Source organism: Tolypothrix bouteillei VB521301 (assembly GCF_000760695.4).
Lineage (GTDB): Bacteria > Cyanobacteriota > Cyanobacteriia > Cyanobacteriales > Nostocaceae > Scytonema > Scytonema bouteillei_A.
In genome coordinates this window covers 743,284-767,901 of sequence record NZ_JHEG04000001.1, presented here as the reverse complement: position 1 = coordinate 767,901, position 24,618 = coordinate 743,284, and the positions used below count along the sequence as shown (strand labels likewise).

Here is a 24,618-nt window from a genome sequence, read left to right as displayed (position 1 = left end):
AATTTGGGTTAAATGCGGGACAATAAGGACAAGCATGATATCAACAGTCTATGGAATGACCAAGAGACATGACTGACAAAAGGCGTTCTGCTGATTACAAACAAGTCAGTGGCTATGTTCTCGTGGAAATAGCGCGAGAATTTAAAAGCATCTGTGCTCGTGAGGGAATTTCCCAAAGCGACGCAATCGAAGAGATGCTGTGTGAGTGGCTGGCTAAAAGAACTTCTTCCAACTTCTCAAAACCCGAACAAACTTACCTCCCAAGAACGATTGCGGAGTTGGTTCGAGTCAACATGACAAAACTAAGGCACCTTGGAATCAAAAACTTACAAGCGCTAGCCAGAGGGGAAGTACTGCCTACACCAGGAGACTTCGCCATTATCACGTCTACCTTGGGCATTCCTGAGCAAGAACGAAAGATAATTTGGCAACAAACTTTTAAGTGCTTACATGACAATTCTGAAGGTGTAATAGATGAGTATGAGCGTTCTGAAAGTCCTCAATCAACCAGGTTGGAACTATAAGCTGTCTTCTGAAGGAGTGTCTATCCTAGCCCCTACAAAGCAAGATGCAACCCGCCTTGCACAAAACTATGGGGATGTTTTGACAGAAACCGCAGCAAAGATTAAGGGGAAAGTGCGAATAGGATGGAAACGCTGCAAGCATCCCATCGAGTTTTACGGTTGGATGGGTTTGCAAAAAATTCCCGCACCTGCTGACACTAGGGATAAGCCGGGTACGGCTTGCGCCAATGGCGATGCTGCAAAGCAGCCGCTTCGCGATCGCATTTTCTCCAAAGAAAAAGTTTTTTGCAGCCAGTTGTACCTACCAACGGGGTTGTTGTATCGCATGATTGCAGCATCTGAAAATCAGCGTCCGGTTAGTATTGTCAGACAAGACAACAACCAGCAAATCATTGTTAACCAAGCAATGTCTGATATGTTACAGTCTTTTCCGAAGATTGCCACTCAAAGGGTCATGACCCGATTTTGGCTACCGGAAGATTTAGCAGAACTGCAACAGCGTTTACGCAATGAAAGTCGATTTATTTGGACTTATTGCGGTGGACTCAACGAACATACTTGGGCAATTCTCACAACTGAGTTTGAGGCTTTTGAAGTCGAGGGAATTTGGTACAGACAGGGAACCTGTTTGACAACTCCTCAACCCGTGCCGATTCCTTCACGGGCTTCCTTGCAGTGAGTAGCGCTCGGCGAGCGGTGACTCTTCGAGTCACTACTCACTGCTAATATAGCAATCCTCTTTGAGAGCTAAACAAAGGAGATAAGGAGGACAAGGAAGACAAGGAAGAGGTGTTTGTAAATCCTACACGGACTGCTAATATCTTTATTTTTGTTTATTTATTTAAAGATTTATTATTACTTAGAGAAAGGTATATACGTACACAATTCTTAACAGGAATTCTATAAATTCTATAAGAAAAAACATATATTTTGCTGACATTCGTTGACTATTATTAAATAATGGACATCATTCAAAACAAAAACGCTTAACGGGGCTGTTAAGCTAATTTGCCATCAATTATATGGTGCTGTAAATAATACACCCATTGATGGCCAAGTTGTTGTTGGTCTGAGCAGTAATATGCGATCGATGATTGAATCCAAAACCCAAAATCTACAATTCAAATTTCCAAATTGCTATGACTTGGCAACAACATTTTTATCACTTCACATAATAAATAGAAGGTGTGAGAGATGAGTGCGTGTGTTCTTAGAGTTCTCAATCAAGCGGGGTGGAGCTATAAGTTGTCCCACCGAGGGGTTTCTATTCACGCCCCTACAAAACAAGATGCTATCTATCTTGCTCAAAACTATGGAGAAGCTTTGTCGGAAACGGCAGCAAAAATTAAGGGGAAAGTAAAAATAGGGTGGAAACGTTGCAAACACCCAATTGAGTTCTTTGGATGGATGGTCGATCAAACACCACCTTCACTGGCTGAAACTGCTGAAACTCTTTTGCCCACAGGTTCAGTTTTTTGCAGTCAGTTACACTTGCCTGTTGAATTGCTGTATCGAATCATTGCCGCAGCAGAAAACGAACGCCCAGTTAGTATTGTCCGACAAGATAACCACAAACAAATTATTGTCAATCAAGCAATGTCTGATTTGCTACAAACTCCGCCAGAGATTGCAACTCAAAGGGTGATGACTCGATTTTGGCTACCTGAAGATTTGACAGAACTAGAGCAACGATTGCGGAGCGAAAGCCGATTTACTTGGACTTATTCTGGTGGATTGAATGAAAGAACTTGGGCAATCCTGACAACTGAATTTGAGGCTTTTGAAGTAGAGGGAATTTGGTACAGACAAGGAACCTGCTTGACCAGTCCTCAAATCGTACCCATTCCCATCGGAGCTTTTGCTCCAGCTTAAGTAATCACTTAACCAGTGACCGACGATCCTAATCTCCTATCACAGACGCTACGCGTTGCCTATGCCCGCAAGGGCTATACGCCCTCCCTTGTTCGCCAGTCCCCAGGGCGCGGGAGACCCGCCTATGGCACGAAAGTGCCACGCTGCGCTATCAGGGCTGGACTCACCAGTTGCCAGGGCGCGGGAAACCCGCCTGCAGCACTGGACTCACCGCCTGTAGCACTGGGCTAACCACTAACCAATAACCACGTAACTGGTCACCATTAAGGATTTTTTAAATGAACGATTGACATGAAAAAATGACAAGCGCTAATATAGGCAGATAGGGCAGTATGCCACACATTAAAAAAAACCCCATCCACAGATGAGGCCAGCTGATATTTGTGCACTACACGGTATTTTACTCTGGTTAAAATACTGCAGTGCGTCTTATTAAAAAAATAAATTTAAAATAAACAAACACTGTAATATATTAATGTAAGGGCAAGAATGTACGGTGAATGTTGTATACCGTATGTGCGAAAGTAAGTAATTTGTTACTGCACCTTTAAAGCTTGCTTGTTTCGGTTACACCTATTGATTTGAGAAATTGTTGCACAACTTCTTTAATATCCCGTAACTCACCCTCAACTAAATCATTCATTCGCCGCATTTCGTCTGCTGAGATTGTACCCACAAGTTCGGCGATCGCTTTCTTTAATTCAGGATACTTTTGCAATGTTTCCTTCCTGACTATGGGAGTTGCTTCATAAGGTGGAAAATATTGCTTGTCATCTTTTAGCACCACCAAACCCAAGCGAGCAATTTGTCCGTCTGTGGAATTGCCATTGACCATATCCACTTGCTTTTGCAATAGCGATCGATAGATCAACCCTAAATCCATGATGCGAGGAGATTTAGCAAAGCGCAAACCGTAGGCTTTTGCCAATCCAGGAAAACCATCTTCTCGTTCCATAAATTCATAACTAAAACCTCCACGCCATTGAGGTGTATATCGAGCAGCATCAGACAGAGTTTGAATATTGAAACGTTTGGCATCTTCACCGCGTACAGTCATGGCAAAAGTATTTTCAAAGCCCAAAGAACCCATAACTTCCAAATTAAACTGTTGGGCATAAGCTTGTTTTAGTCGTTGAAAAACAACTTTTGGATCGCTAATTGTTTTTTGTTTTAAAATACCGGTAAAAGCCGTACCTGTATATTCAACATAAGCGTCTATTTTACCAGACGTAATAGCTTGATGAGTTACAAAAGAACTAGTGAAGCGACGACGCTCGACCTTGAGGTTAGTTTTTGCTTCAATTTGCTGTGCCAAAAGTTCACTTAAAATGTCTTGTTCGGTAAAACCTTTAGAAGCAACAACAATATCCCCTCCACTTCTTCCATTATTTTGAGAGTTACAACTCGCTACCCCTAAAACCAAAGCAAAAGTTAAAAGGAAAAAGATCAAAATTTTTTTCACGGCACTCCTTTCCCCCTTTTATAATCAACACAGTTACAGGTCAGGTGGTCAGTAATTACTTAGTCACTGTTAATCTTTTTTCTAACCAACCAAGAGCAAAGTCAGCCAGTAAAGCAATCATTGCTGCAGGAATCGCTCCAGCTAAAATTAATTGATTGTTCACAACTGCAATGCCTCGAAAAATTAGCTCTCCCAATCCACCAGCACCAATTGCAGCGGCAATAGTTGCAATTCCAATAGCAATGACTGTGGCAACACGGACACCTGCTAAAATCACACTGACTGCCAGGGGAATTTCTACCTGTAATAACAAGTCTTTATCTGTCATTCCCATCCCACGACCAGCTTCTATGATGGCAGGATCGACACCCACAATCCCAGTGTACGTGTTACGAATGATGGGTAACAAAGAATATAAACTTAAAGCAACAATAGCAGGATTTTGTCCGATTCCACCAATAACAGGTACGGGAATCAGCAAGCCAAACAACGCCAAACTGGGAACAGTTTGCAGAATATTTGCAATGCCAAGAATGGGTTGCTTTATATTTTTTTGACGACTAATTAATATACCTAATGGAATACCTACCAGAGTAGCAATACCAATAGAAATTGCAACTAAAAGCAAGTGTTCGAGAGTGCGTTCTAGAATCTCTTGAGCGTATTTTATCAAGAAGAAGTCGCTGAAGTTCATAGAGCCAATTTTAAAGATTGCAAAAATGCTAAAGCTTCAGGATGTTGGGATTGCAAAAATTCGTTTGGTGTAGCCAAAACGACCAAATCACCCCCACACATCAACCCAATTCTAGATGCCAAAATAAATGCTTCTTGAATATCGTGAGTTACAAACAAAACAGTCTTACCCAATTCTGTCTGCAAGCGCTTGAATTCTTCTTGCAGCTCTAAACGCGTAATGGGATCTAACGCCCCAAAAGGTTCATCCATCAATAACATAGGTGGATCTGCTGCTAATGCCCGTGCGACTCCAACTCGCTGTCTTTGCCCTCCTGAAAGTTGGTGTGGGTATCGTTGAGCAAACTTATCGGGTTCTAAACCAACTAAATGCAGTAATTCATAGACTCTGGTTTTTATTTGTTTTGGCTTCCAACCTTCTAAATGAGGAACCAAACCAATATTGCGTTCCACAGTAAAATGGGGAAATAACCCTGTTTCTTGAATAACGTAACCAATTTTTCTTCGCAGTTTTATTTCATTCCATTGAGTTGTAGGAATACCATTAAATAAAACTTCACCTTCTGTGGGTGCCAAAAGGTGATTGATTAATTTAATGATTGTTGTTTTGCCACTCCCACTGCGCCCTAGTAAGAGTAACGCTTCTCCTTGGTAAATAGTAAAATTGAGATTTGATACCAAAGGGCGCTTGTTTATACTGAATGTTACATTGCGAAATTCAACTGCGGTTCCTGTATCCTGTGGCATTATTCAGTAAATTGCAAGCTGACTTTATGCCATTATACGCACTTATTGCAATTTAGCCACAATCAGTCGAGCTTGTTGATAGCTATCCGACGAATCCCTCACTATTTCCGCTAAGTTTTGGATTCGATCGGATCGTAGATATAGAAAAACTTTTCCCGTTCCACAAGTTCTAGTAAAGCGTTATGTGTAACTGTTGAACGCCGACCAACATTTCAAACGTCAATACAGCGGTGAAGGTCTGCTGGCTAAGGGCAGAATTTTCAAGCGTCAACGCCGTAAGTGTGGAATAACAAGGACGTTGAACAATATCCCTGACTCCTTTACTAAGTTTAATTGATGTTAATTGCAACTTTATCAAGGATTTATAAACTACAGGAGGAAAGGATAGGGAGATTTTACGTTCGCATCTGGCTTACCCTAGCGTTGCTCAAGCAAGCGGGGGTTTGACTGCAAGCCAGTTTTTTGATAAACCCGATTAAATATTGTGATGAAGTTTTTCTAAAGTAGTTTACTATTGATACGGATAACAAAAAATCTTTATTAAGACCAATGGAGATTTTGATTGTTGAGGACGAAATTGAGATTGCTCAATTAATCCAGTTATATTTGGAAAGGGAAGGATTTTCTTGTCGCCACTGTCGAGACGGGTTAAGTGCGATTCAGGTGTTTCAGGCGCAACTCCCTGACTTGATTATCTTAGATTTGATGATTCCTGTTTTGGATGGGCTTGAGGTATGTGCTCGTATTCGACAGCAAGCTAGCCCTAAAGATCCTTACATCCTCATATTAACGGCAAAAGGGGAGGAACTCGATCGCATTATCGGGTTGTCAACCGGAGCTGATGACTACGTAGTCAAGCCCTTTAGCCCTAAAGAATTGGTGGCTCGTGTACGTGCGCTGCTGCGAAGGACGCTGCGTCATGGAAAACAAAGCCAAATCTACCGTACCCAACACTTTACAATTGACATGGAGCAGCGCTCGGCTAACCGGATTCTGAGTAACAATCAACATTCTCCTTTAGATCTGACAACCTTGGAATTTGAATTGCTAGCAACATTAATGAGTTATCCCGGTCGGGCTTGGAACCGGGCGCAATTGATTGACAAACTTTGGGGTAGTGATTTTTATGGTGATGAGCGGGTTGTTGATACCCACGTTGCTAGATTGCGGAAGAAGATAGAACCCGATCCAGCGAATCCTACTTTTGTCAAAACTGTCATTGGAGTAGGTTATAAGTTTGAAGATATATAATTTAACTTATTTATAATAAGGCAGAGAGCGGATGATGGGATTTTTATGTTAATGGTAGCATTGTCCGGGCAGAAGTCTACTATTAAGATAACTTTATAAATAAGATAAATAACAAATATTAAGCTAAATGCATAAAGACCATTTTTAATAGATCTGCACGTGTAAAAGGCTTTGTTAAATATCCAGAAGCTCCTACTAATCTTGCTCTGACTTTATCTACAATTCCCTTACTTCCCGTCACCATAATGATGGGAGTTCTCTTAAACATGGAGTTATTGCGGACGAGCCGACATAGCTCGTAACCATCCATCCCTTCCATATTCAAGTCCAATAAAATCAAATCCGGTTTGTGTCGAATAATTGTCATCACTGCTTTGAGTGGGTCGCTAATTGTAACGACCGAAAAACTTTCATCCTCTAAAAAACGACTAATTTCTCTAAGAATTGTAGGGCTATCATCTACAGAAACAACTTTATATATTTTTCTAGAAACTGTTGATGTTGTGGGAGTAGATGGGATTTGTTCTGCTTCAGCGTCTGTTTTATTTAACGTTGTTAATTCAGGAACTGTTTCTTTTTGAGTGGCGGTGGGGACTCGTTCCTGATGGTTTGCTAAGTTTTCTATCTTGGTAGGGGTTCCTGCTTTGTCACCAGAAATGTTACTACCAGGTAGTGCAGCTTTTTGAGCAGCTTTTTTGTTAGGTTCTGGTAAATAGATAGGAGTTTTTGAGATTTCAGTATAGGTTGTTGGTAATTTATCAAATGGTGGATCTGGTTCGTGTAATAAAACTGTGCCATTTGCAATGTAAGGATATAAATTTCTTGTCAGTACTAATTCATCTTGATTCACAATCACTGCTAGATGACGCAAGCTAAAACCTTTCATCCATTCCGTTAAACCGGGGTCAAGCCCAGATATGGTAGGAGCCCGTTCGGTTGTTTTTATAACTGGATATGGACGCTGATATGGTGAGGAAATATGCGGAGCCAGCGATCGCCAAATGTGTAATCTTTGCTGGCAACGTTCTACTATTTTTTCTGCATCTAGCTTGCAAATGACAGGAACTCGATAAAGAGAATTTGTCAGTTGATAAGTTCCTTGTTGAATTGAAAGAAATGCTTCAAGAACTTCTTTAACTAATTCTTGAATCAGCATTGCTGCTTGTGTCGAATGCAAATAACGCTCGCTTACTAACCAGCATATAGCTTGATATTCAGGAGGCAAAGGAGGGGTTATTGTCTGTTCTTGGCGAGCGGTATGTTCTGTTGATTGAGTTTGTGCATCAGGTTCAAACATCAAACGCAATTGAACGCGAACTTCACCCGTAATGCTATTAATTTGATGACTGAGGCGACGTAAATGACGTTCTAGGCGATCGAAGGGCTCAACAGAATGCGTGGCGTAAGTTATTCTTCCTTGTTCTAAGTAAATTGACCAAGTCACTGAATTGCTGTGTACTTGCAAACAGGTACTCTCTGAGGCACTATATAAGTGCCTTAGCAAACTTGAAGGACGCAGTTTTGTGAAAGTGCCAAAATTATCCATTTCTTAGAGAGTTTCCGGAAAATATACTTTGTCGTCTGTAGTTATACTCTGTTGTTGAACATTGTCTTTAATGATTTTTGAGGTTGTCTTTAGTAGTATTCTTATATTCTGACAGTACGTAAATATATTACAAGATGTAAAAGATACATTATAGCTATTTTTTAGATTTTTCTTCATAAAATAACAATTGAGGGGTTTTGAAAAAGTTTAAATTTACTAATTTGGTTATCAAATTAAACGTTCTAGAGTTAATGGAGGGTCAATAACATGAAGACTTAATCAGATTTACCCAAAATATCATCTTTCTACATTGAATCTTTAAAATTCGATGTCAGCAGAGGTACTAAACCATTGTATTCTATACGTGTAATGTATAAATTTTGCTAACTAGTTGACAGCGAGCAACGCCTGTTTTTGATAGATTTACATTGAAAAAACTTCTGTCTCAGGTAAGATTTCACAATTTTGTAAGATACTTGGCAGAAGAAATTTCTTTAATCAATAGTAAACTATCCAAGATAAGCAAAAGCAATACATATAGTGCAATTGCCGTTTTAAACTATATACTTTGAGGAAAAGGAAATTTGAGCTTTGGACTATAACATAACACAAGAAGTTATGCAGGATACATTAAAACTGGATGAAGTTGTTGAGTTCGCGGAGAACCCAGAGCCCCGTTGTCCTTGTGTGCTCCTGTTAGACACATCCGGTTCGATGCAAGGAACTCCCATTGAGGCATTGAATCAAGGCTTGCAAACTTTCAAGGAAGAACTAATCAAAAATTCCTTGGCAGCGAGAAGGGTGGAAGTAGCAATAGTCACCTTTGACAGCCAAGTCAATATCATACAAGACTTTGTCACTGCCGATCAGTTCAATCCACCGATACTGACAGCACAAGGGCTAACAACGATGGGTTCTGGTATTCACAGAGCTTTGGACATGATTCAAGATCGCAAAGCTCAATACCGTGCTAACGGCGTTGCTTACTATCGTCCTTGGGTCTTTATGATTACAGATGGTGAACCGCAAGGTGAATTTGAAGATGTAATCGACCAAGCGACACGGCGCGTGCAAGCAGATGAAGCAAGTAAGCGAGTGGCTTTTTTCACGGTAGGTGTAGAAAACGCCAACATGAATCGTTTGGGGCAAATAGCTGTACGCAGTCCCTTAAAATTAACGGGGTTAAATTTTGTTGAAATGTTTGTTTGGCTATCAGCTAGTATGTCAGCCGTATCTCATTCTAAAGTAGATGAACAAGTAGCGCTACCCCCCATAGGATGGGGTTCTGTTTGATGGTAATGCGGCTTACTCCAGGTGATAGCAGACAACAATTCATGAATACCTCGAAACAAGTACCTCACTGGCGGGTAGTGGCCGCGTCTGTGTGTGGTACGAGCCACGTAAAAACCAAACAGCTCTGTCAGGATGCTCACCACTGGCAAATATTGCCGGACAGTGTACTCGTTACAGCAGTAGCAGATGGTGCGGGTTCTGCAAGCATGGGAAAAGTTGGGGCAATGGTAGCTGTAGAAACAGCAGTTGACAACATATCTCTTAAAGAGGTTACCCGACAAACCTTAACTGATGACGAAGCCGTTCGTTCCATTCTGTTAGATGCGATTATAGCCGCACGAAAAGCAGTGGAGGAGGAGGCGGCAGCCTGTGAAAAACAACCGTCCGACTTAGCAAGTACCCTGATTATTACAGTGGCTGCCCCTGAAATCGTGGCGGTAGCACAGATAGGAGACGGAGTTGCTGTAGCGAAAGACACACAAGAAAACCTGGTGGCACTAACCTTACCAGATAGCGGGGAGTATATAAATGAAACTGTTTTTTTAACTTCACCAGGAGCGTTGGATGCAGCACAATTAAGAGTATGGCGTCAAGCAATAGTAAATGTGGGAGTCCTGACTGATGGACTACAAATGCTGGCCATGAATATGGCAGTAGGTGCTCCTCATAAACCGTTTTTCTCTCCTCTGTTTGAATTTGCAGCCAATGCAGACGACAAAACAGTGGCAAAAGAACAACTTGTGAGGTTTTTGCGATCGGATAGGATTACGCAACGTACTGATGATGACTTGACGCTAGTAATAGCTTCCTTAAGCCACTAATTGGACAGTTATAACGACGGTCACAAATCGTATACATTAGGCATAAGAATAAATATATCATGCAGGTACTACGTTATCTTCCCAATCAAAAACCCAGTAATATCAGCCTCAGCGTTACTTTAGGGCAAGGTGGAGAGGCTTGTATTTATACAATACCAACCGATAGCGAGTTGGTGGCAAAAGTTTATCACAAGCCAATTCCCGCACAAGGTCGCAAACTGGAGGTGATGATTGCCCATCCACCAGAAAATCCAACAGCCAGTTTGGGTCATATCTCTATTGCTTGGCCTGTGGAGTTACTGCGTTCAACAGACGGAAGAAACAGCGTCATTGGATTTCTGATGCCTCGCATTCGGGGTATGCGTCCTATTATTGACTTCTACAACCCCAGAACTCGCCGCCAACACTGTCCTTTATTTAATTACCAATACCTCATCCGCACTGCTCGGAACTTAGCAGCAGCTTTTGCATCCTTACACGCTTCAGGTTACTGTGTTGGGGATGTGAATGAGTCAAATATTCTGGTTGGCGATACAGCTTTAGTGACGATAGTAGACACAGATTCGTTCCAGGTAAAAGACACGCAAAATGAGATTGTCTATCGTTGCCCTGTAGGCAAACCGGAATTCACTCCACCAGAACTTCAAAACAAAACTTTTGCTGAATGCGATCGCGTTTTCGCTCACGATCTATTTGGGTTGTCAGTGCTCATATTCCAACTTTTAATGGAAGGAACTCACCCATTCTCAGGAATTTTTCAAGGGATGGGCGAACCACCACCATATGAAGCTCGTATTGCTGCAGGGCATTTTACCTACAGTCAAAAGCGACGGGTTCCTTACGTGACAACTCCTATTGCTCCGCCCTGGGAAATTCTCCATCCCAGCTTGCAAGAACTCTTCCTGCGTTGTTTTGAGGATGGACATTCCAACCCACTGCTGCGCCCGAGTGCTCAAAGTTGGTTGCTAGCACTAGCTGAAGCCGAAAATTCCCTCTTGACTTGTACCGTAAACCCCCAACACCGCTACAGCAATCATCTAGAAAAATGCCCCTGGTGCGAACGGGCTTTGCGTTTGGGCGGGCGCGATCCTTTCCCATCTCATAGAGCGATAGCAAATAAAGAACACCTGAAACCGCAACCCAAAGCCAAAAAACGTCAAACTCAACCTCCTCGGATACCGCAACCAGTCGCTGCATTTAATCGGGTTAATCCTCGCAATCCGATGCAGGTGTTTGGTCAAAATATCCCTTACTACAGACCCCCCAAAAAACGGAGATACTACCCCGTCATTTTTTGCTTGCTAGGTTTTGGGTTACTGGGATATTTAGACTTAGTCATTAAATTTACAAATCGTCCCTTTGCAACCCAAACTGCTTCCTACACCCAGCCAATTTTGGTTGCTGCCGGTCAGAAAAAGGGCAGCGATTCTCAAAATTTTGCAGAATTCTACAAGCAGGGGCATGCTTCTTATAAGGTACGCGATTACGAAAAAGCAATTGAGAAGTTCTCTCAAGCCATTGAAAGAAACCCGAAATACGCTAAAGCTTACGTCAATCGCGGTAACGCTCACTACAATATAAAAGAGTACGAATCTGCGCTTGCAGACTACAATCAAGCTTTGAGCATTAATCCTCAAGAAGTAAAAGCTTACGTCAATCGAGGAAATTCTCGCTTTCTACTTGCAGAGTATAGCAGTGACCCGGATCGCGAGTACAACTTGGCCATCTCAGATTATAACTCAGCATTGCGTCTTAACCCCAATGAAGTAGAAGCATTCGTAAGAAGGGGTATAGTACGTGCTCAAATCGCTAAGTACAGTGGAGATTCTCAACAAGATTACAACAAAGCAATTGAAGATTTTAACAAAGCACTCTCATTAAGTTCAGATAGATCGGAACCCCTTTTCCAACGAGGTGTGGTTCGCTATCAAATTGCCCAGTATAGCAGTGATTTTGAGAAAGAGTACAAACAAGCGATCGAAGATTTTGACCAAGCATTGCGTATTAATCCCAAGCTTTCAAAAGTGTATTTAAAGCGAGGTATTGTTCGCTATGAACTGGCGCAATATGGTGGCGGAGTTTCAAGTCGCTACCACAAGCTAGCCGTCGATGATTTGCAAACCGCTGCCAAAATGGCGCTCGAACAAGAAGATATGGATAATTACCAACAAGCCCTTAGCAGCATTTGTGTTGTTGTAGAAAACAAGTGTGACACTTTCTTGCAAACCTCAAGTGTTCGGGGTAATAAATGAGCCAAGATAAAAGATGAAGGATAAAGCAAACCTCTAAAGAAATTTAGAGGTTTGTGTTTGTTTTTGGATGAAAAATGCGAGATGAATTTTTTATCCTTTATCCATCTACCCTTTATTTTTATTTCAGGTGGTGAAAAAAACTTTTTCGTTTTTTTACACGAAAAATGGGTTTATTTATCTTGCCTTTACACTTTTGAGTAAAATTACAGTTAGATTATATACTGAGAATTCGGAAAAAGCCTTTTCTCTATTACGTTCAATAACTTAAAAAAATCATCTACCTGAAACTAAAGAGATAACTCCATGAAAGCAGTAATTTTGGCTGGAGGACTTGGTACGCGTCTGAGTGAAGAAACAAGCGTCAGACCAAAGCCAATGGTGGAAATTGGTGGTAAGCCCATTTTATGGCACATCATGAAGACTTACTCCGCTCACGGTATCAATGATTTTATCATTTGTTGTGGTTATAAAGGGTATGTCATTAAGGAGTATTTTGCCAACTACTTCTTATATATGTCAGACGTAACCTTTGATATGCGCTTTAACCAGATGAACGTGCATGCTGGGAACGCAGAACCCTGGCGAGTTACCCTAGTAGACACGGGTGACAACACCATGACAGGTGGACGTTTAAAACGGGTGAGAGAACATCTTGGCAGTGAAACTTTTTGCTTCACTTATGGTGATGGTGTAAGTGATGTCAACATTACAGAAGCTCTGAATTTTCATAGAGAGCAAAAGACTTTAGCCACAATGACAGCAGTCCAACCACCAGGACGTTTCGGTGCTATTGTTTTGGGACACGAACAAACCAAAATTACCAGTTTCCGAGAAAAGCCTGAAGGTGATGGAGCTTGGATTAATGGTGGCTTTTTTGTGCTTGAACCCGAAGTCATTAATTTAATTGCCGATGATTCTACTGTTTGGGAACAAGTGCCGCTAGAAAAATTAGCAGAGATGGAACAGCTTTCTGCTTACAAACATCATGGTTTCTGGCAACCAATGGATACCTTAAGAGATAAAAATTATCTTGAGGATTTGTGGCAGAAAAACAAGGCTCCTTGGAAAGTTTGGTAAGAAAAGCATGAATTATGAAGACTCGGAAAGTAAGAATTCATAATTCATAATTCATAATTCATAATTCATCTAGTTTCTGTGGCAGTTGTATATGTATGATTTTGCAATTATAGGTGGGGGAATTGTTGGTCTTTCCACCGGGATGGCTTTGGGCAAACGATACCCTAACGCACGTATTCTTGTTTTAGAGAAAGAAAGCCAATGGGCATTTCACCAAACAGGCAATAATAGCGGTGTTATTCACTCTGGGATTTATTACAAACCAGGTAGCTTTAAAGCTAAGTTTTGCCGTGATGGTTGCCGCACGATGGTGGAATTTTGCCAAGAACACGGAATTGATTACGAAATTTGCGGTAAGGTCATCGTAGCAACAGATAAAGAAGAACTACCTCGTTTGGAAAATCTTTACCAAAGAGGTTTGGAAAACGGTATAGATGTCAAAAGAATCACTGCTGAAGAAGTTAAAGAATACGAACCTCACGTCGCAAGTGTTGGGGGAATATTTGTTTCTTCCACTGGCATTGTCAGTTACAAGCAGGTATGTCTCAAATACGCTGAAATTATCAGACAGCAAGGAGGAGACCTGCGTCTCAATACAAAGGTAGAACGTATCGTTAAAAGTGGTAACCATCAAGTATTGGAAACTAATACGGGTAGCTTTGCAACTCGCTTTGTTATAAATTGTGCTGGGTTACACAGCGATCGCGTTGCTAAGATGGGCCAAGTCGATCCACAAGCAAAAATCGTACCTTTCCGGGGAGAGTATTACGAACTCACACCAGAAAAACGTTCTTTAGTCAAAGGTCTGATATACCCAGTTCCCAATCCAGATTTTCCTTTCTTGGGAGTGCATTTTACCCGCATGATTGATGGTACCGTCCATGCAGGACCCAATGCAGTTCTCAGCCTCAAACGCGAAGGATATCACAAAACTGACTTCGACCTGCGAGACTTTACCGAGGTCATGACTTATCCTGCTTTCTGGAAACTTGCTGCCAAGTATGCAGATGAAGGGATGAAGGAAATCATTCGTTCCTTTAGCAAAGCAGTGTTCACAAAAAGTTTGCAAAAACTGATTCCCGAAGTCAAATCTGAGGATTTAGTACCAACTCATGCAGGAGTTCGCGCTCAAGCACTAATGAACGACGGAAAGCTAGTAGATGACTTTTTGATCGTTCAAGGTGAAAACTCAGTCCATGTTTGCAATGCGCCTTCCCCAGCGGCAACATCTTCTATTGAAATAGGCAAAGCGATTGTTGCACAAATTCCCGAACAATCCCATTTGCAACCAACAGTCAGTTCGGTAAATTAAGAAAATTTGCCTGTGCTTTTTTAAGAAGTACGAAGACGAGCAAGCACGGGCAATTTTGTTAGGGGGCAAATCAACGTGTATGTACGAACAGCCCTAGAAAAAGTTTATGAAAGCAACATCACTCGCTACTGCAAAACTTTAAAAATAATGTGTTACTCTGCGTACATACAGTGCAGAAATAAGCAGTAGTCAGTAAAGCACAAGTTATTACGAACACATCAACTCATAGGAATTTACAACAATGAAAGTTTTAGTCACCGGTACCGAAGGTTATCTTGGTTGCTTATTACCACCTCTACTTCTGGAAAAAGGACATGAAGTTATTGGTGTGGACACTGGCTTTTATAAAGTAGGTTGGTTGTACAACGGTACTCAAGTGACAGCCAAGACCCTCAATAAAGATATTCGCGATATCTCTATTGAAGATCTACAAGGTGTGGATGCGATCGTTCATATGGCAGAATTATCCAACGATCCCACCGGACAATTAGCACCGCACATTACTTATGAAATTAATCATAAAGGTTCCGTTCGTCTTGCCAAACTGGCAAAAGAAGCAGGTGTCCGTCGCTTCGTCTATATGTCTTCCTGTAGCGTCTATGGCGTAGCGACTGAAGGTGATGTGACAGAAGAATCACCCGTAAATCCTCAAACAGCTTATGCAGAGTGCAAGACTTTAGTAGAAAGGGACGTGCGACCTTTAGCTGACGATGATTTCTCTCCTACCTTTATGCGAAATGCCACGGCTTTTGGTGCATCCCCCAGAATGCGCTTCGATATCGTTTTGAACAATTTATCCGGTTTGGCTTGGACTACCAAAGAAATCAAGATGACCAGTGATGGTACCCCTTGGCGTCCACTCGTCCATGCCCTAGATATTTGCAAAGCTATTGTTTGCGCCCTAGAAGCACCCCGTGATATCGTACACAATCAAATCTTTAACGTAGGAGACACTGCTAACAACTATCGCGTTAAAGAAATTGCTGAAATTGTTGCTGGAATTTTCCCCGGATGCCAACTCAGTTTTGGGACTCAAGGTGCAGACAACCGCAGTTACCGAGTCTCTTTTGAGAAAATCAACACTGTATTACCAGGCTTTAAATGCGATTGGGATGCCAAGCGTGGCGCACAGCAGTTGTATGAAGTGTTCTCTCAAATTGATATGAGTGAAGAGACTTTCACATCTCGAGGATTCACTCGCTTAAAGCAGCTCGAGTATCTCATTCGTACCCAGCAAATTGATAAAGATTTCTTCTGGGTTAAGAAGTAGACAGGGGTAAGCAAACCCACTCGCTATCAGAAGTTCCAAATCAACCCATGAGATTTGGACTTCTTAAATTTAAACGCTCGTACCCTTCATTGCTCTAGTAGGTGAGTTACCATTGCAGTTCGTTGTGCCTGCTCTAGTAGATACACTTAAGATTTTAAGCGAAAACTACATCATCAAATATATAGTAAAAGTTTTCACTTAGCAAATTGGTTTCAGAAATTGTCTAATCTACCTGTGTAGTTACAGTACAAAGTGAGGATACCCATGATTTTTACGAAAACCGAACTCCAAGGTGCATACATTATCGATTTAGACCAAAAGCCGGATTCCAGAGGCTTTTTTGCGCGGACTTTCTGCGCTCAAGAATTTGAAGCACACGGCTTAAAGCCCACAGTTGCCCAATGCAACTTATCCTTTAATTACAAAAAAGGGACATTGCGGGGGATGCACTATCAACTTCCTCCCGCAGCAGAAACAAAATTGATTCGCTGCATAAGTGGGGCTATCTATGACGTAATTATAGATATGCGTCCTGAATCTCCAACTTACCTTCAACATATTGGTGTGGAACTTACCGCCGAAAATCGCCGCGCCTTATACGTGCCAGAAATGTTTGCCCATGGGTATCAAGCACTGACAGATGGGGCTGAGGTTGTTTATCAAGTGGGTGAGTTTTACACTCCGGGCTACGAGCGTGGTTTGCGCTACGACGATCCATTTTTCAATATTCAATGGCCTGTGGAAGTAACTGTTATTTCTGAGAAGGATAAGAATTGGCCTTTGATGTCTATGATGACCGTTGGCGGAAGTGTTTCATGAATGGCTAATAGCTAGTACTGCAACTAACAACTAACAACTAACAACTATCAACTAACAACTACTGGGAACTGAAATCGATGATTATTGTAGATCGCGCCTTACAAGCCCGTGCAGAAGCTCATAACCCTATCAAGGTCGGCATGATTGGAGCAGGTTTCATGGGTCGGGGAATTGCCAATCAAATCACAAATTCCGTACCCGGCATGAAACTGGTTGCTATTGCCAACCGCAATGTTGATGCTGCTCAACGTGCATATTCAGAAGCCGGAGTTGAGAATTATCAAGTTGTTTCCTCTGTTGGCGAATTGGAAAGTGCGATCGCAAACGATGGGTACGCAGTGACAGATGATGCGATGTTGCTGTGCCGTGCTGAGGGGATTGATGCGTTAATTGAAGTGACGGGTGCGGTGGAATTTGGCGCTCATGTTGTTATGGAAGCAATAGCCCATCACAAGCACGTCATTATGATGAACGCTGAATTGGATGGCACTATTGGTTCCATCCTCAAAGTTTATGCAGACAAAGCAGGCGTCATCCTCACCGCTTGTGACGGTGACCAGCCTGGGGTACAAATGAATTTATATCGTTTTGTAAAAAGTATTGGTTTGACTCCACTATTATGTGGTAATATCAAAGGCCTACAAGACCCATATCGCAATCCTACGACTCAAAAAGCATTTGCCGAACGTTGGGGTCAAAAAGCTCACATGGTAACCAGCTTTGCAGATGGGACAAAAATCTCTTTTGAACAAGCGATCGTTGCCAACGCTACAGGGATGAAAGTCGCCAAGCGCGGTATGTTTGGATATGACTTTCAAAGTCATGTAGATGAAATGACTGGAATGTACGATGTCGAACAACTGAAAGAATTGGGCGGCATTGTAGATTACGTTGTTGGTGCAAAACCAGGTCCTGGAGTTTTTGTATTTGGAACCCATGACGACCCGAAGCAACGTCACTACCTCAATCTCTATAAGTTAGGCGAAGGTCCGCTTTACAGCTTCTACACCCCATATCACCTCTGTCACTTTGAAGTACCACTGTCAGTGGCTCGTGTTGTTCTTTTCCAAGACTACGTCTTAAGCCCTCTCGGTGCTCCTTTAGTAGACGTTGTGACGACTGCCAAAATTGACCTGAAAGCTGGGGAAACTTTGGATGGTATTGGTTATTACATGACTTACGGTCAATGTGAAAATTCCAACATTGTTCAAGAACAAAACCTCCTACCAATTGGTTTGGCAGAAGGATGTCGTCTCAAGCGAGATGTTTCCAAAGACCAAGTTCTGACATATGACGATGTCGAACTACCTTCAGGTAGATTGTGCGATAAGCTGCGTGCCGAACAAAATGCTTATTTCTTCAAGACCCTAGCAGCAGTGTAGGGATTAGGGACTCGGACTCGGAACAAAGGAGATAAGGTAAAATGGCGTGCGTTTAATCTCCAATGGCTAATCCCCATTGCTCCTTATCTCCACCAGAGTCCCTACTTCTCCCAATCCCCAAGTTCCGCGTTTACCAAAAAGTGTATAAACTTCGTTTACTTAATTTCCATGACAAAATATTTGTTAAAAATTAATAATAGAAAAACAAATTTTTAGTATCTTAAAAATCAATAGGAGGCGAAAGTAGATTGCCAAACAGTCTATAAACTGCTAAAACGAAGGTGCGGCGTTAAAGACAATCGTCATAAACTTTCCTCCGGTGATTACTGACCTTATAACCCCCAAGCCCTAATTTCTATAAGAATTGGTATAGAGTAAATCCACCAGGTTTAGTATGAAAATTGCCCTAGTTCATGATTACTTAACTCAAAAAGGAGGGGCGGAGCGCGTTTTTGAATTGCTGTGCAAGCGCTACCCTGATGCTGATGTTTATACTTCCCTGTACGATCCCGAGGAGACTATAGACTTAGGAGAACGTGCTGTTAATACAACCTTCTTACAAAGTATACCAGGTGCTACGAAGTATTTTAGATTGATGGCACCCTTTTACTTTCCTGCCTTTCGCGCATTAGACTTACAAGATTACGATCTAATTATCAGTAGCAGTACTAGTTTTGCGAAAGCAGTGCGGAAAAAACCAACAGCACGTCATATTTGCTTCTGTCATAATGTAACCCGTTTTTTATGGGATACAGAAACTTATTTACGGGAGTACGGAGACTATCGATATTTTGCCCCCCTCATCGAACAAGTTTTTGGGATGATGAGAAAAGTAGACTTAAGCTACGCACAGGAGCCAGACCTGTATATTGCTAACTCCAGTGTTGTGGCGCGGCGCATCAAAGAAATCTACGGTAAAAAAGCAATCGTCATCAATTATCCCATTGATACATCAAGATTTGTTTTTTCAGATACCAAAGAAGACTTCTATCTTGCCTCAGCTCGCATGATTAGTTACAAACGACTTGATATAATAGTCGAAGCTTTCAACTGGCTGGGGTGGCGGTTGCTAATATCAGGAAACGGTCCGGAAAGAGAAAGGTTAGAGTCTAAAGCATTAGGCAACATAGAATTCGTAGGACACGTTTCCGATGCAGAACGCACTCAGTTGTTTTCCAAAGCTAGGTCTGTTATAGTAGCAGCCCTAGAAGACTATGGATTAGTGCCAGTAGAAGCAAATGCTAGTGGAACGCCAGTTATTGCGTTTGGTGCGGGTGGTGTATTGGACACCCAAATACCTGGTAAAACAGGGGTCTTTTTCAAGAGGCAAACACCGGATTCGCTGCAAACTGCACTACTAGAAGCCAGGGATATCTATTGGGATTACGGGAACATTCGTAATCATGCGGTCACTCATTTTTCAGAAGAGGCTTTCTTTAGTAAAGTCGAACAAGTTATTGACCAAACTTGTGCAGTAAAGTAACTATTCATTTGATTTGATTAGCTGAGGGATAATAAACGTGGTTCAAAGCAGTCTAGGTCCATATGTAAATCCAGTTACTGAGTCAGAACCGGGTTACGGACAACTGTTAGCGGTTTTAGTACGCAGATTCCCCTGGTTTTTAGCAGTGTTTGTGGCATCTCTTGCCGTTGCAGGCTTAGTAACAAAAAGAACACCAACTACTTATGGAAGCTCAATGCAGCTTCTCATAGAACCTAACTATCAGGGCAAAAAAGAAGCAAACGCTTCAGTAGATAGTCAGTATACCGATCCCAACATTGAAATAGACGCTGCGACCCAGTTGAACTTGATGAAGAGTTCTGAACTGATGGAAAAAGCGGTAAGCAAGCTCAAGCCAGAGTACCCTGATATAACTGTTGAAGCTTTAAAAAGCGCCTTAGCCTTAGACCAAGTTAAGAGAAAAGAAGATAACACCGCAACTAAAATTTTCCAAATAGACTATATCAGTACCGAACCAGATAAATCCTACAAAGTCTTGGAGACGATGCGGCAAGTTTATCTGGATTACAACATCAAACAGCAAGACGAACGTATCCGAAGAGGTCTAAAAGTCATTAGGGAACAAATTAGAAAAGTTAATAGTGACGTTACAACAGCAGAGACCAATCTCCAACGCTTTCGTAGAAGTGAGAATATAATTAACCCGGATACACAGGCAAAAGCCACAGAAGATGAACTGACCAGAATTCAGCAAGAACGCGGTAAAACTCGTGCCGAGTATCAAGAAGCGGATGCTCGTTACAAAAATTTACTACAACAACTTCAAACGACCCCGGAAACGGCCCTTGCTGAAGCCCGTCTCAGTCAATCGACCCGCTATCAAGGTTTGCTGAACGAAATCCAGAAATCCGAACTGCTTCTGGCACAAGAACGCCTGCGTTTTACCGAACAAGCACCTAGCGTACAAAAACTTGTAGAACAACTTCAAAGCCAGAAGGCGTTGTTGCAACAAGAGCAACGGCGAACTTTGGGTGTAGAAGCAAAACCTCAAGTACAGGGTCTTCTAGAGCAAGGACAAAAAGGTCAAATTGACCTCAATCTTTCATCAGAACTGTTAAAAACAAGAACAGATTTATTGGCTCTTGTGGCTCGCGATCAAGTTCTAGCAAAGAAAGAAGATCAACTGCGTACCGAACTCAAACGCTTCCCCCGCGTGTTGGCTGAGTACAATCGTTTAGAACCTCAAGTACAACTTAACCGGGACAAGTTACAGCAGCTGTTAAAAGCAGAACAAGTCCTAGAGCAGGAACTCGATAAGGGCGGCTACAACTGGGAAGTGATCGAAAAACCCAAAATGGGTGTGAAGTTGGGTCCCAACCTCCAACAAAATCTTCTCTTAGGTGGAGTCGTAGGACTGATGTTGGGTGGGATTGCTGCTTTCTTGAGAGAAGCGGCTGATGATTCCGTTCACACCACTGCTGAATTAGAGAAGCAAGTTGCCTTACCACTGTTGGGAACAACACCGAAACTACCACCAGCAAGAGCAGCCAGAGATTCTGTGATTAAATTGCCCTTTGGCAAGCCTCAAGAACCCGCACCTTGGACAATACAAGTGTTGCAGTCCTCCCCTCGTTGGGAATCATTAGATCTGATTTACAAGAACATAGAACTTTTGAATTCTGTTTCCTCGTTCAAATCCCTAATGATTACTGCAGCCTTACCAGATGAGGGTAAATCCGCTCTAGCACTAGGTCTAGCTATGAGTGCAGCCCGCTTGCACAAGCGAGTTCTGCTTATTGACGCTAACTTGCGCGAACCTTCCCTGCACAAACAGTTGAACCTTCCCAACGAACAGGGTCTTTCAACTCTCCTCGCTAGTGATGTTTCCATACCCAATCAAATTAGCATTCAATCTTCTGGGTCTTCTTACATTGATATTTTAACTGCCGGACCTACCCCAGTTGACCCTGCTAATTTGTTGAGTTCTCCTCGCATGCAGCAGTTGATGGCAACATTTGAGGAAAACTACGATTTGGTCTTGGTGGACTCAACACCAGTCCTGGGTCTAGTAGATGCCCTGCTAACAGCATCATCTTGCCGTGGAGCAATTATGGTAGCTAGCATTGGTAAAGTGACCCGCACCCAAATGGCACAAGCTACAGCTATGCTCAGTCGCCTGAATCTCCTTGGAGTTGTCGCGAGTGGCGTGTCTAACTCTGGTAGCGCTTATATACCCTACACGACAACCCAAAATCGATTTGCCCTCCAACAGGCTATGGAGAAATAACCTTTTAAGGTTGGTTTGGCGGAGCAAGGCATTGCGCCCCCTATAGTTCAAACAGGGAAAAAATATTGCATAACAAGAGCGGATGCGATCGCATCCGCTCTTGTTTGTTTTATGCACTGCGTATTGTATCGCCACCCTAAATTACCCACAAGAAATTCACGAACGCTTCGGCGAACATAATTCGCCACCTTACAAACGCCTGCCCCTCCAGAGCCGCTATGCTACACTTAAGCCGTTAGATAGATGCTCTAAGTGCCTTTTACAGTTGAATATAATTAGCAGATAAGCCTTAAATGACTGGTAAAAAGGCTATTTTGCGGTCATAAACTGCCCTTCAGCTATCTCCTTTTTCTATTACTAAATGTTAAGAATGTAACTCTTAGCTAAGCCGATAATGTATCTTTAGTATGCTAGTAAGTTAATATACATTAACTCTTATTTAAAATAAGAAACAAGTTCTTTTTTATGTGTTGGTTCTTAATTATTTAACAGCTAAGCTTCAGTATTTCCCTTGTAAGAACAAATGTGAACTTAAAAGACTAGTTTTTCCGCGAGCGTGTCTTTGTTGAAATTACTAATTCCTTCCCAAAAGAATATAACTTAAAGGTGTAGGGTGGACAATGTCTGTTATTACCCCACCATTCAACCTCGATCGCCGTATCCGCCCAATAACAATTGGTCATTTTCGCCCCGGTCAGTGAATCATACCGCTTTGACAAAACAAGCCAAAGCTGCAAATGAGCCTTACTCCTGGGCTAAAGAGACAGATCTCTATCTGTGTTTATAGTGTAAAAGATTTTATAATCAAGTAAGTAATGCCTGGAGATAAATGTCAACCATCAATCGTTACGTATTTAAAACTTGAATTATACAAATTCAGAAATTAGATAAGTATATAAAATTTCTATATATCGGACTCCTCTGTGAGTTTTGAAATATACGTAGGGCTGCAAAGCTTGCTACATAAAGCTTTTAGTTAGTGTTTTACACCCTACAGTACTTAAAAGATTTTATAAATCATCACAATTTTTATATAAGAACGTTTACGGAATTTGTGCGCTCCAATGAGTAGTAATAATTCAGGTTTTTAGAAGTGCGAATCTAACATTATGATAAAATTACTACTGAAAATGAGTATTTACAGAAAACCGTTTACGATAGCTTAATAATTCAATGAAAAACGCAGTAACTCTATAAAGAGTGAATAAAGAATCTCAAGAAGCAACTGCTATTTCTACTGCGTCTTATATCCTAGAGATCGAATATCCATACGGATAAGCCAAATCAAGTAAATGAGTGGAACTTTATAACGTTATCCGGAAAATTCTATCGTAAGTAATGAATCTAGTACATCAAAAAAAATTAGATTATGGTGTGCAGTTGTTATTAGAGATAGTTATGAGGTTCCATAAGCCCACTCTACGGGTTGTTCCCAGAGCAAGAGAGATGAAGATCGCTTACGGCATTCTATAGCTTTCAAGTATCAGGTCGGCAATCTACTACCTTATGAGATGAAATACATATGACAACCTCAATAATACCAACAATACAAAATTACTATAAAGTGAAACAGCAACCACAAGGCAATCCTCCCCAATATTGTACGCTTCAATGGCGGCGCAATCAATTGCTGGTTATGCCTCCTGGGGAAATTAAGCAGCCGTATATGCCTTCATTGCACAAACAGCAGCTCCTTGTGGAGTGTTTAAAGGGTAGCCCAGCAACTTTAGTTCGCATAGACCCAAACTTAGGTGAAGCTCGATTAAAATTTTGGGCAGACGCGTGCCATGCAGCAGCTAAGCCAATTTTCCTTCGCATACCTTCTACTGACGCTCAACAAAAAGGCAGTAGCCTGCTCTTTGGATTGTTAAAACGGCCAATTGATTGGCTGGTGGCTTTGATCTTCTTACTGACATTTGCGCCTTTGATTCTGGGTTTAGTTTTATTGATGCGCCTTCACTCTAAAGGTCCAATTTTTTCTCGTCAATGGCATATTGGCGAACGGGGTAGACTCTTCAAGGTCATCAAGTTTCGTACAACTGCAACACAGCAGAAAGGCTTTGAAGAGGATGTAGTCTACCAAAATAGTTTATGCGATCGCAAGGATGAAGAAGAGGTAACAGTTCTTGGGCGTTGGATGCGTAAGTATGGATTGGACAATTTGCCACAGTTGCTCAACGTGCTGCGAGGTGAAATGAGTTTAACAGGACCCCGATGCCGGTCATTGAAAGATGCCGTGCGACTCAATTCAGAAGCACAAAAAAACCTGAATCGGTTACCAGGAATCATAGGCTCGTGGGAAGTCGAGGCAGAATCAGATCTGTTGCATCTAGATAGCCAAATATCCTGATTAACTTGTTGGCACAGACGCAGGCGGCTAAAGACAACCGAGCGAATATAACTTACAAGTAATATGTTATCCAGTCTACCTGTCAAATAAGTCCGCCACTTGTCTCTATCATTGGTATTAGTCTGACAAAATTATTTATGGATGCAGTTTGCGGTAATTGAGCTATTCATTTGCCGCAATTAGGTGCAGTCATAAGCT

19 protein-coding genes are annotated in these 24,618 nt (G+C 41.8%); 15 read left to right on the top strand and 4 right to left on the bottom strand.

Translation table 11 applies throughout. The features are described 5' to 3' along the window. Positions 1-68: 68 nt before the first annotated feature. The 3 genes from HC643_RS02880 to HC643_RS02870 all read left to right on the top strand — a co-directional run bounded on the left by HC643_RS02880 (position 69) and on the right by HC643_RS02870 (position 2,396). Positions 69-524 (top strand): ribbon-helix-helix protein, CopG family, encoded by a 456-nt coding sequence (locus HC643_RS02880; RefSeq protein ID WP_038076321.1) that lies wholly within the window; start codon positions 69-71, stop codon positions 522-524. After that, positions 475-1,203, top strand: coding sequence for a hypothetical protein (locus HC643_RS02875; protein WP_038076322.1), 729 nt, complete (start codon positions 475-477; stop codon positions 1,201-1,203). Before HC643_RS02880 ends, HC643_RS02875 begins: the two co-directional genes overlap by 50 nt. 515 nt (positions 1,204-1,718) lie before the next feature. Continuing rightward, complete coding sequence (locus tag HC643_RS02870; protein WP_038076324.1) at positions 1,719-2,396, top strand: PAS domain-containing protein; 678 nt, start codon at positions 1,719-1,721, stop codon at positions 2,394-2,396. 547 nt (positions 2,397-2,943) lie between these two features. On the opposite strand, the gene HC643_RS02865 is transcribed toward HC643_RS02870, so the two are convergent. The 3 genes from HC643_RS02865 to HC643_RS02855 are packed head-to-tail and all read right to left on the bottom strand — an operon-like array spanning position 2,944 to position 5,298. Next, positions 2,944-3,858, bottom strand: a complete 915-nt coding sequence (locus HC643_RS02865; RefSeq protein WP_038076327.1) for a glycine betaine ABC transporter substrate-binding protein — start codon at positions 3,856-3,858, stop codon at positions 2,944-2,946. Positions 3,859-3,913: 55 nt separating this feature from the next. Next, complete coding sequence (locus tag HC643_RS02860; protein ID WP_038076329.1) at positions 3,914-4,552, bottom strand: ABC transporter permease; 639 nt, start codon at positions 4,550-4,552, stop codon at positions 3,914-3,916. Further along, on the bottom strand, positions 4,549-5,298 hold the full coding sequence (locus tag HC643_RS02855) for an ATP-binding cassette domain-containing protein (protein WP_038076331.1): 750 nt from the start codon (positions 5,296-5,298) through the stop codon (positions 4,549-4,551). Before HC643_RS02855 ends, HC643_RS02860 begins: the two co-directional genes overlap by 4 nt. Before the next feature lie 549 nt (positions 5,299-5,847). Here HC643_RS02855 and HC643_RS02850 point away from each other — a divergent pair. Continuing rightward, positions 5,848-6,549 carry a response regulator transcription factor gene (locus HC643_RS02850; RefSeq protein WP_038076333.1) on the top strand — a complete coding sequence of 234 codons (702 nt, stop codon included), beginning with the start codon at positions 5,848-5,850 and terminating at the stop codon, positions 6,547-6,549. A gap of 118 nt (positions 6,550-6,667) precedes the next feature. On the opposite strand, the gene HC643_RS02845 is transcribed toward HC643_RS02850, so the two are convergent. Then, the gene (locus HC643_RS02845) at positions 6,668-8,095 is read right to left on the bottom strand and encodes a response regulator (RefSeq protein ID WP_038076335.1); all 1,428 of its coding nucleotides are present in this window, start codon (positions 8,093-8,095) and stop codon (positions 6,668-6,670) included. Between the two features lie 618 nt (positions 8,096-8,713). On the opposite strand from HC643_RS02845, the gene HC643_RS02840 reads away from it, so the two are divergent. The 11 genes from HC643_RS02840 (at position 8,714) to hepC (ending at position 24,420) form a co-directional block, all read left to right on the top strand. Next, entirely contained in the window at positions 8,714-9,388 is a 675-nt protein-coding gene (locus tag HC643_RS02840; protein ID WP_038076337.1) for a vWA domain-containing protein, read from the top strand. Between the two features lie 41 nt (positions 9,389-9,429). Next, a complete protein-coding gene (locus HC643_RS02835) occupies positions 9,430-10,209 on the top strand; it encodes a PP2C family serine/threonine-protein phosphatase (protein WP_038076338.1) in 780 nt (259 codons plus the stop codon). A 59-nt stretch (positions 10,210-10,268) separates the two neighbouring features. Further along, on the top strand, positions 10,269-12,461 hold the full coding sequence (locus HC643_RS02830) for a tetratricopeptide repeat protein (RefSeq protein ID WP_038076340.1): 2,193 nt from the start codon (positions 10,269-10,271) through the stop codon (positions 12,459-12,461). A gap of 303 nt (positions 12,462-12,764) precedes the next feature. Then, positions 12,765-13,538: a glucose-1-phosphate cytidylyltransferase gene (rfbF, locus tag HC643_RS02825; protein ID WP_038076342.1), complete on the top strand. Its 774-nt coding sequence runs from the start codon at positions 12,765-12,767 to the stop codon at positions 13,536-13,538. Between the two features lie 91 nt (positions 13,539-13,629). Next, positions 13,630-14,850, top strand: a complete 1,221-nt coding sequence (gene lhgO, locus HC643_RS02820; RefSeq protein WP_038076344.1) for an L-2-hydroxyglutarate oxidase — start codon at positions 13,630-13,632, stop codon at positions 14,848-14,850. A gap of 241 nt (positions 14,851-15,091) precedes the next feature. Then, a complete protein-coding gene (locus HC643_RS02815; RefSeq protein WP_038076345.1) occupies positions 15,092-16,120 on the top strand; it encodes an NAD-dependent epimerase/dehydratase family protein in 1,029 nt (342 codons plus the stop codon). A 264-nt stretch (positions 16,121-16,384) separates the two neighbouring features. Further along, positions 16,385-16,939 carry a dTDP-4-dehydrorhamnose 3,5-epimerase gene (rfbC, locus tag HC643_RS02810; RefSeq protein WP_038076347.1) on the top strand — a complete coding sequence of 185 codons (555 nt, stop codon included), beginning with the start codon at positions 16,385-16,387 and terminating at the stop codon, positions 16,937-16,939. Positions 16,940-17,016: 77 nt separating this feature from the next. Next, positions 17,017-18,321: an NAD(P)H-dependent oxidoreductase gene (locus HC643_RS02805; RefSeq protein WP_038076349.1), complete on the top strand. Its 1,305-nt coding sequence runs from the start codon at positions 17,017-17,019 to the stop codon at positions 18,319-18,321. A 394-nt stretch (positions 18,322-18,715) separates the two neighbouring features. Next, the gene (locus HC643_RS02800; RefSeq protein ID WP_038076351.1) at positions 18,716-19,804 is read left to right on the top strand and encodes a glycosyltransferase; all 1,089 of its coding nucleotides are present in this window, start codon (positions 18,716-18,718) and stop codon (positions 19,802-19,804) included. A gap of 37 nt (positions 19,805-19,841) precedes the next feature. After that, entirely contained in the window at positions 19,842-22,070 is a 2,229-nt protein-coding gene (locus tag HC643_RS02795; RefSeq protein WP_038076353.1) for a GumC family protein, read from the top strand. 1,522 nt (positions 22,071-23,592) lie between these two features. Beyond that, entirely contained in the window at positions 23,593-24,420 is an 828-nt protein-coding gene (gene hepC / locus HC643_RS02790; protein WP_038076356.1) for a heterocyst development glycosyltransferase HepC, read from the top strand. Positions 24,421-24,618: the final 198 nt, after the last annotated feature.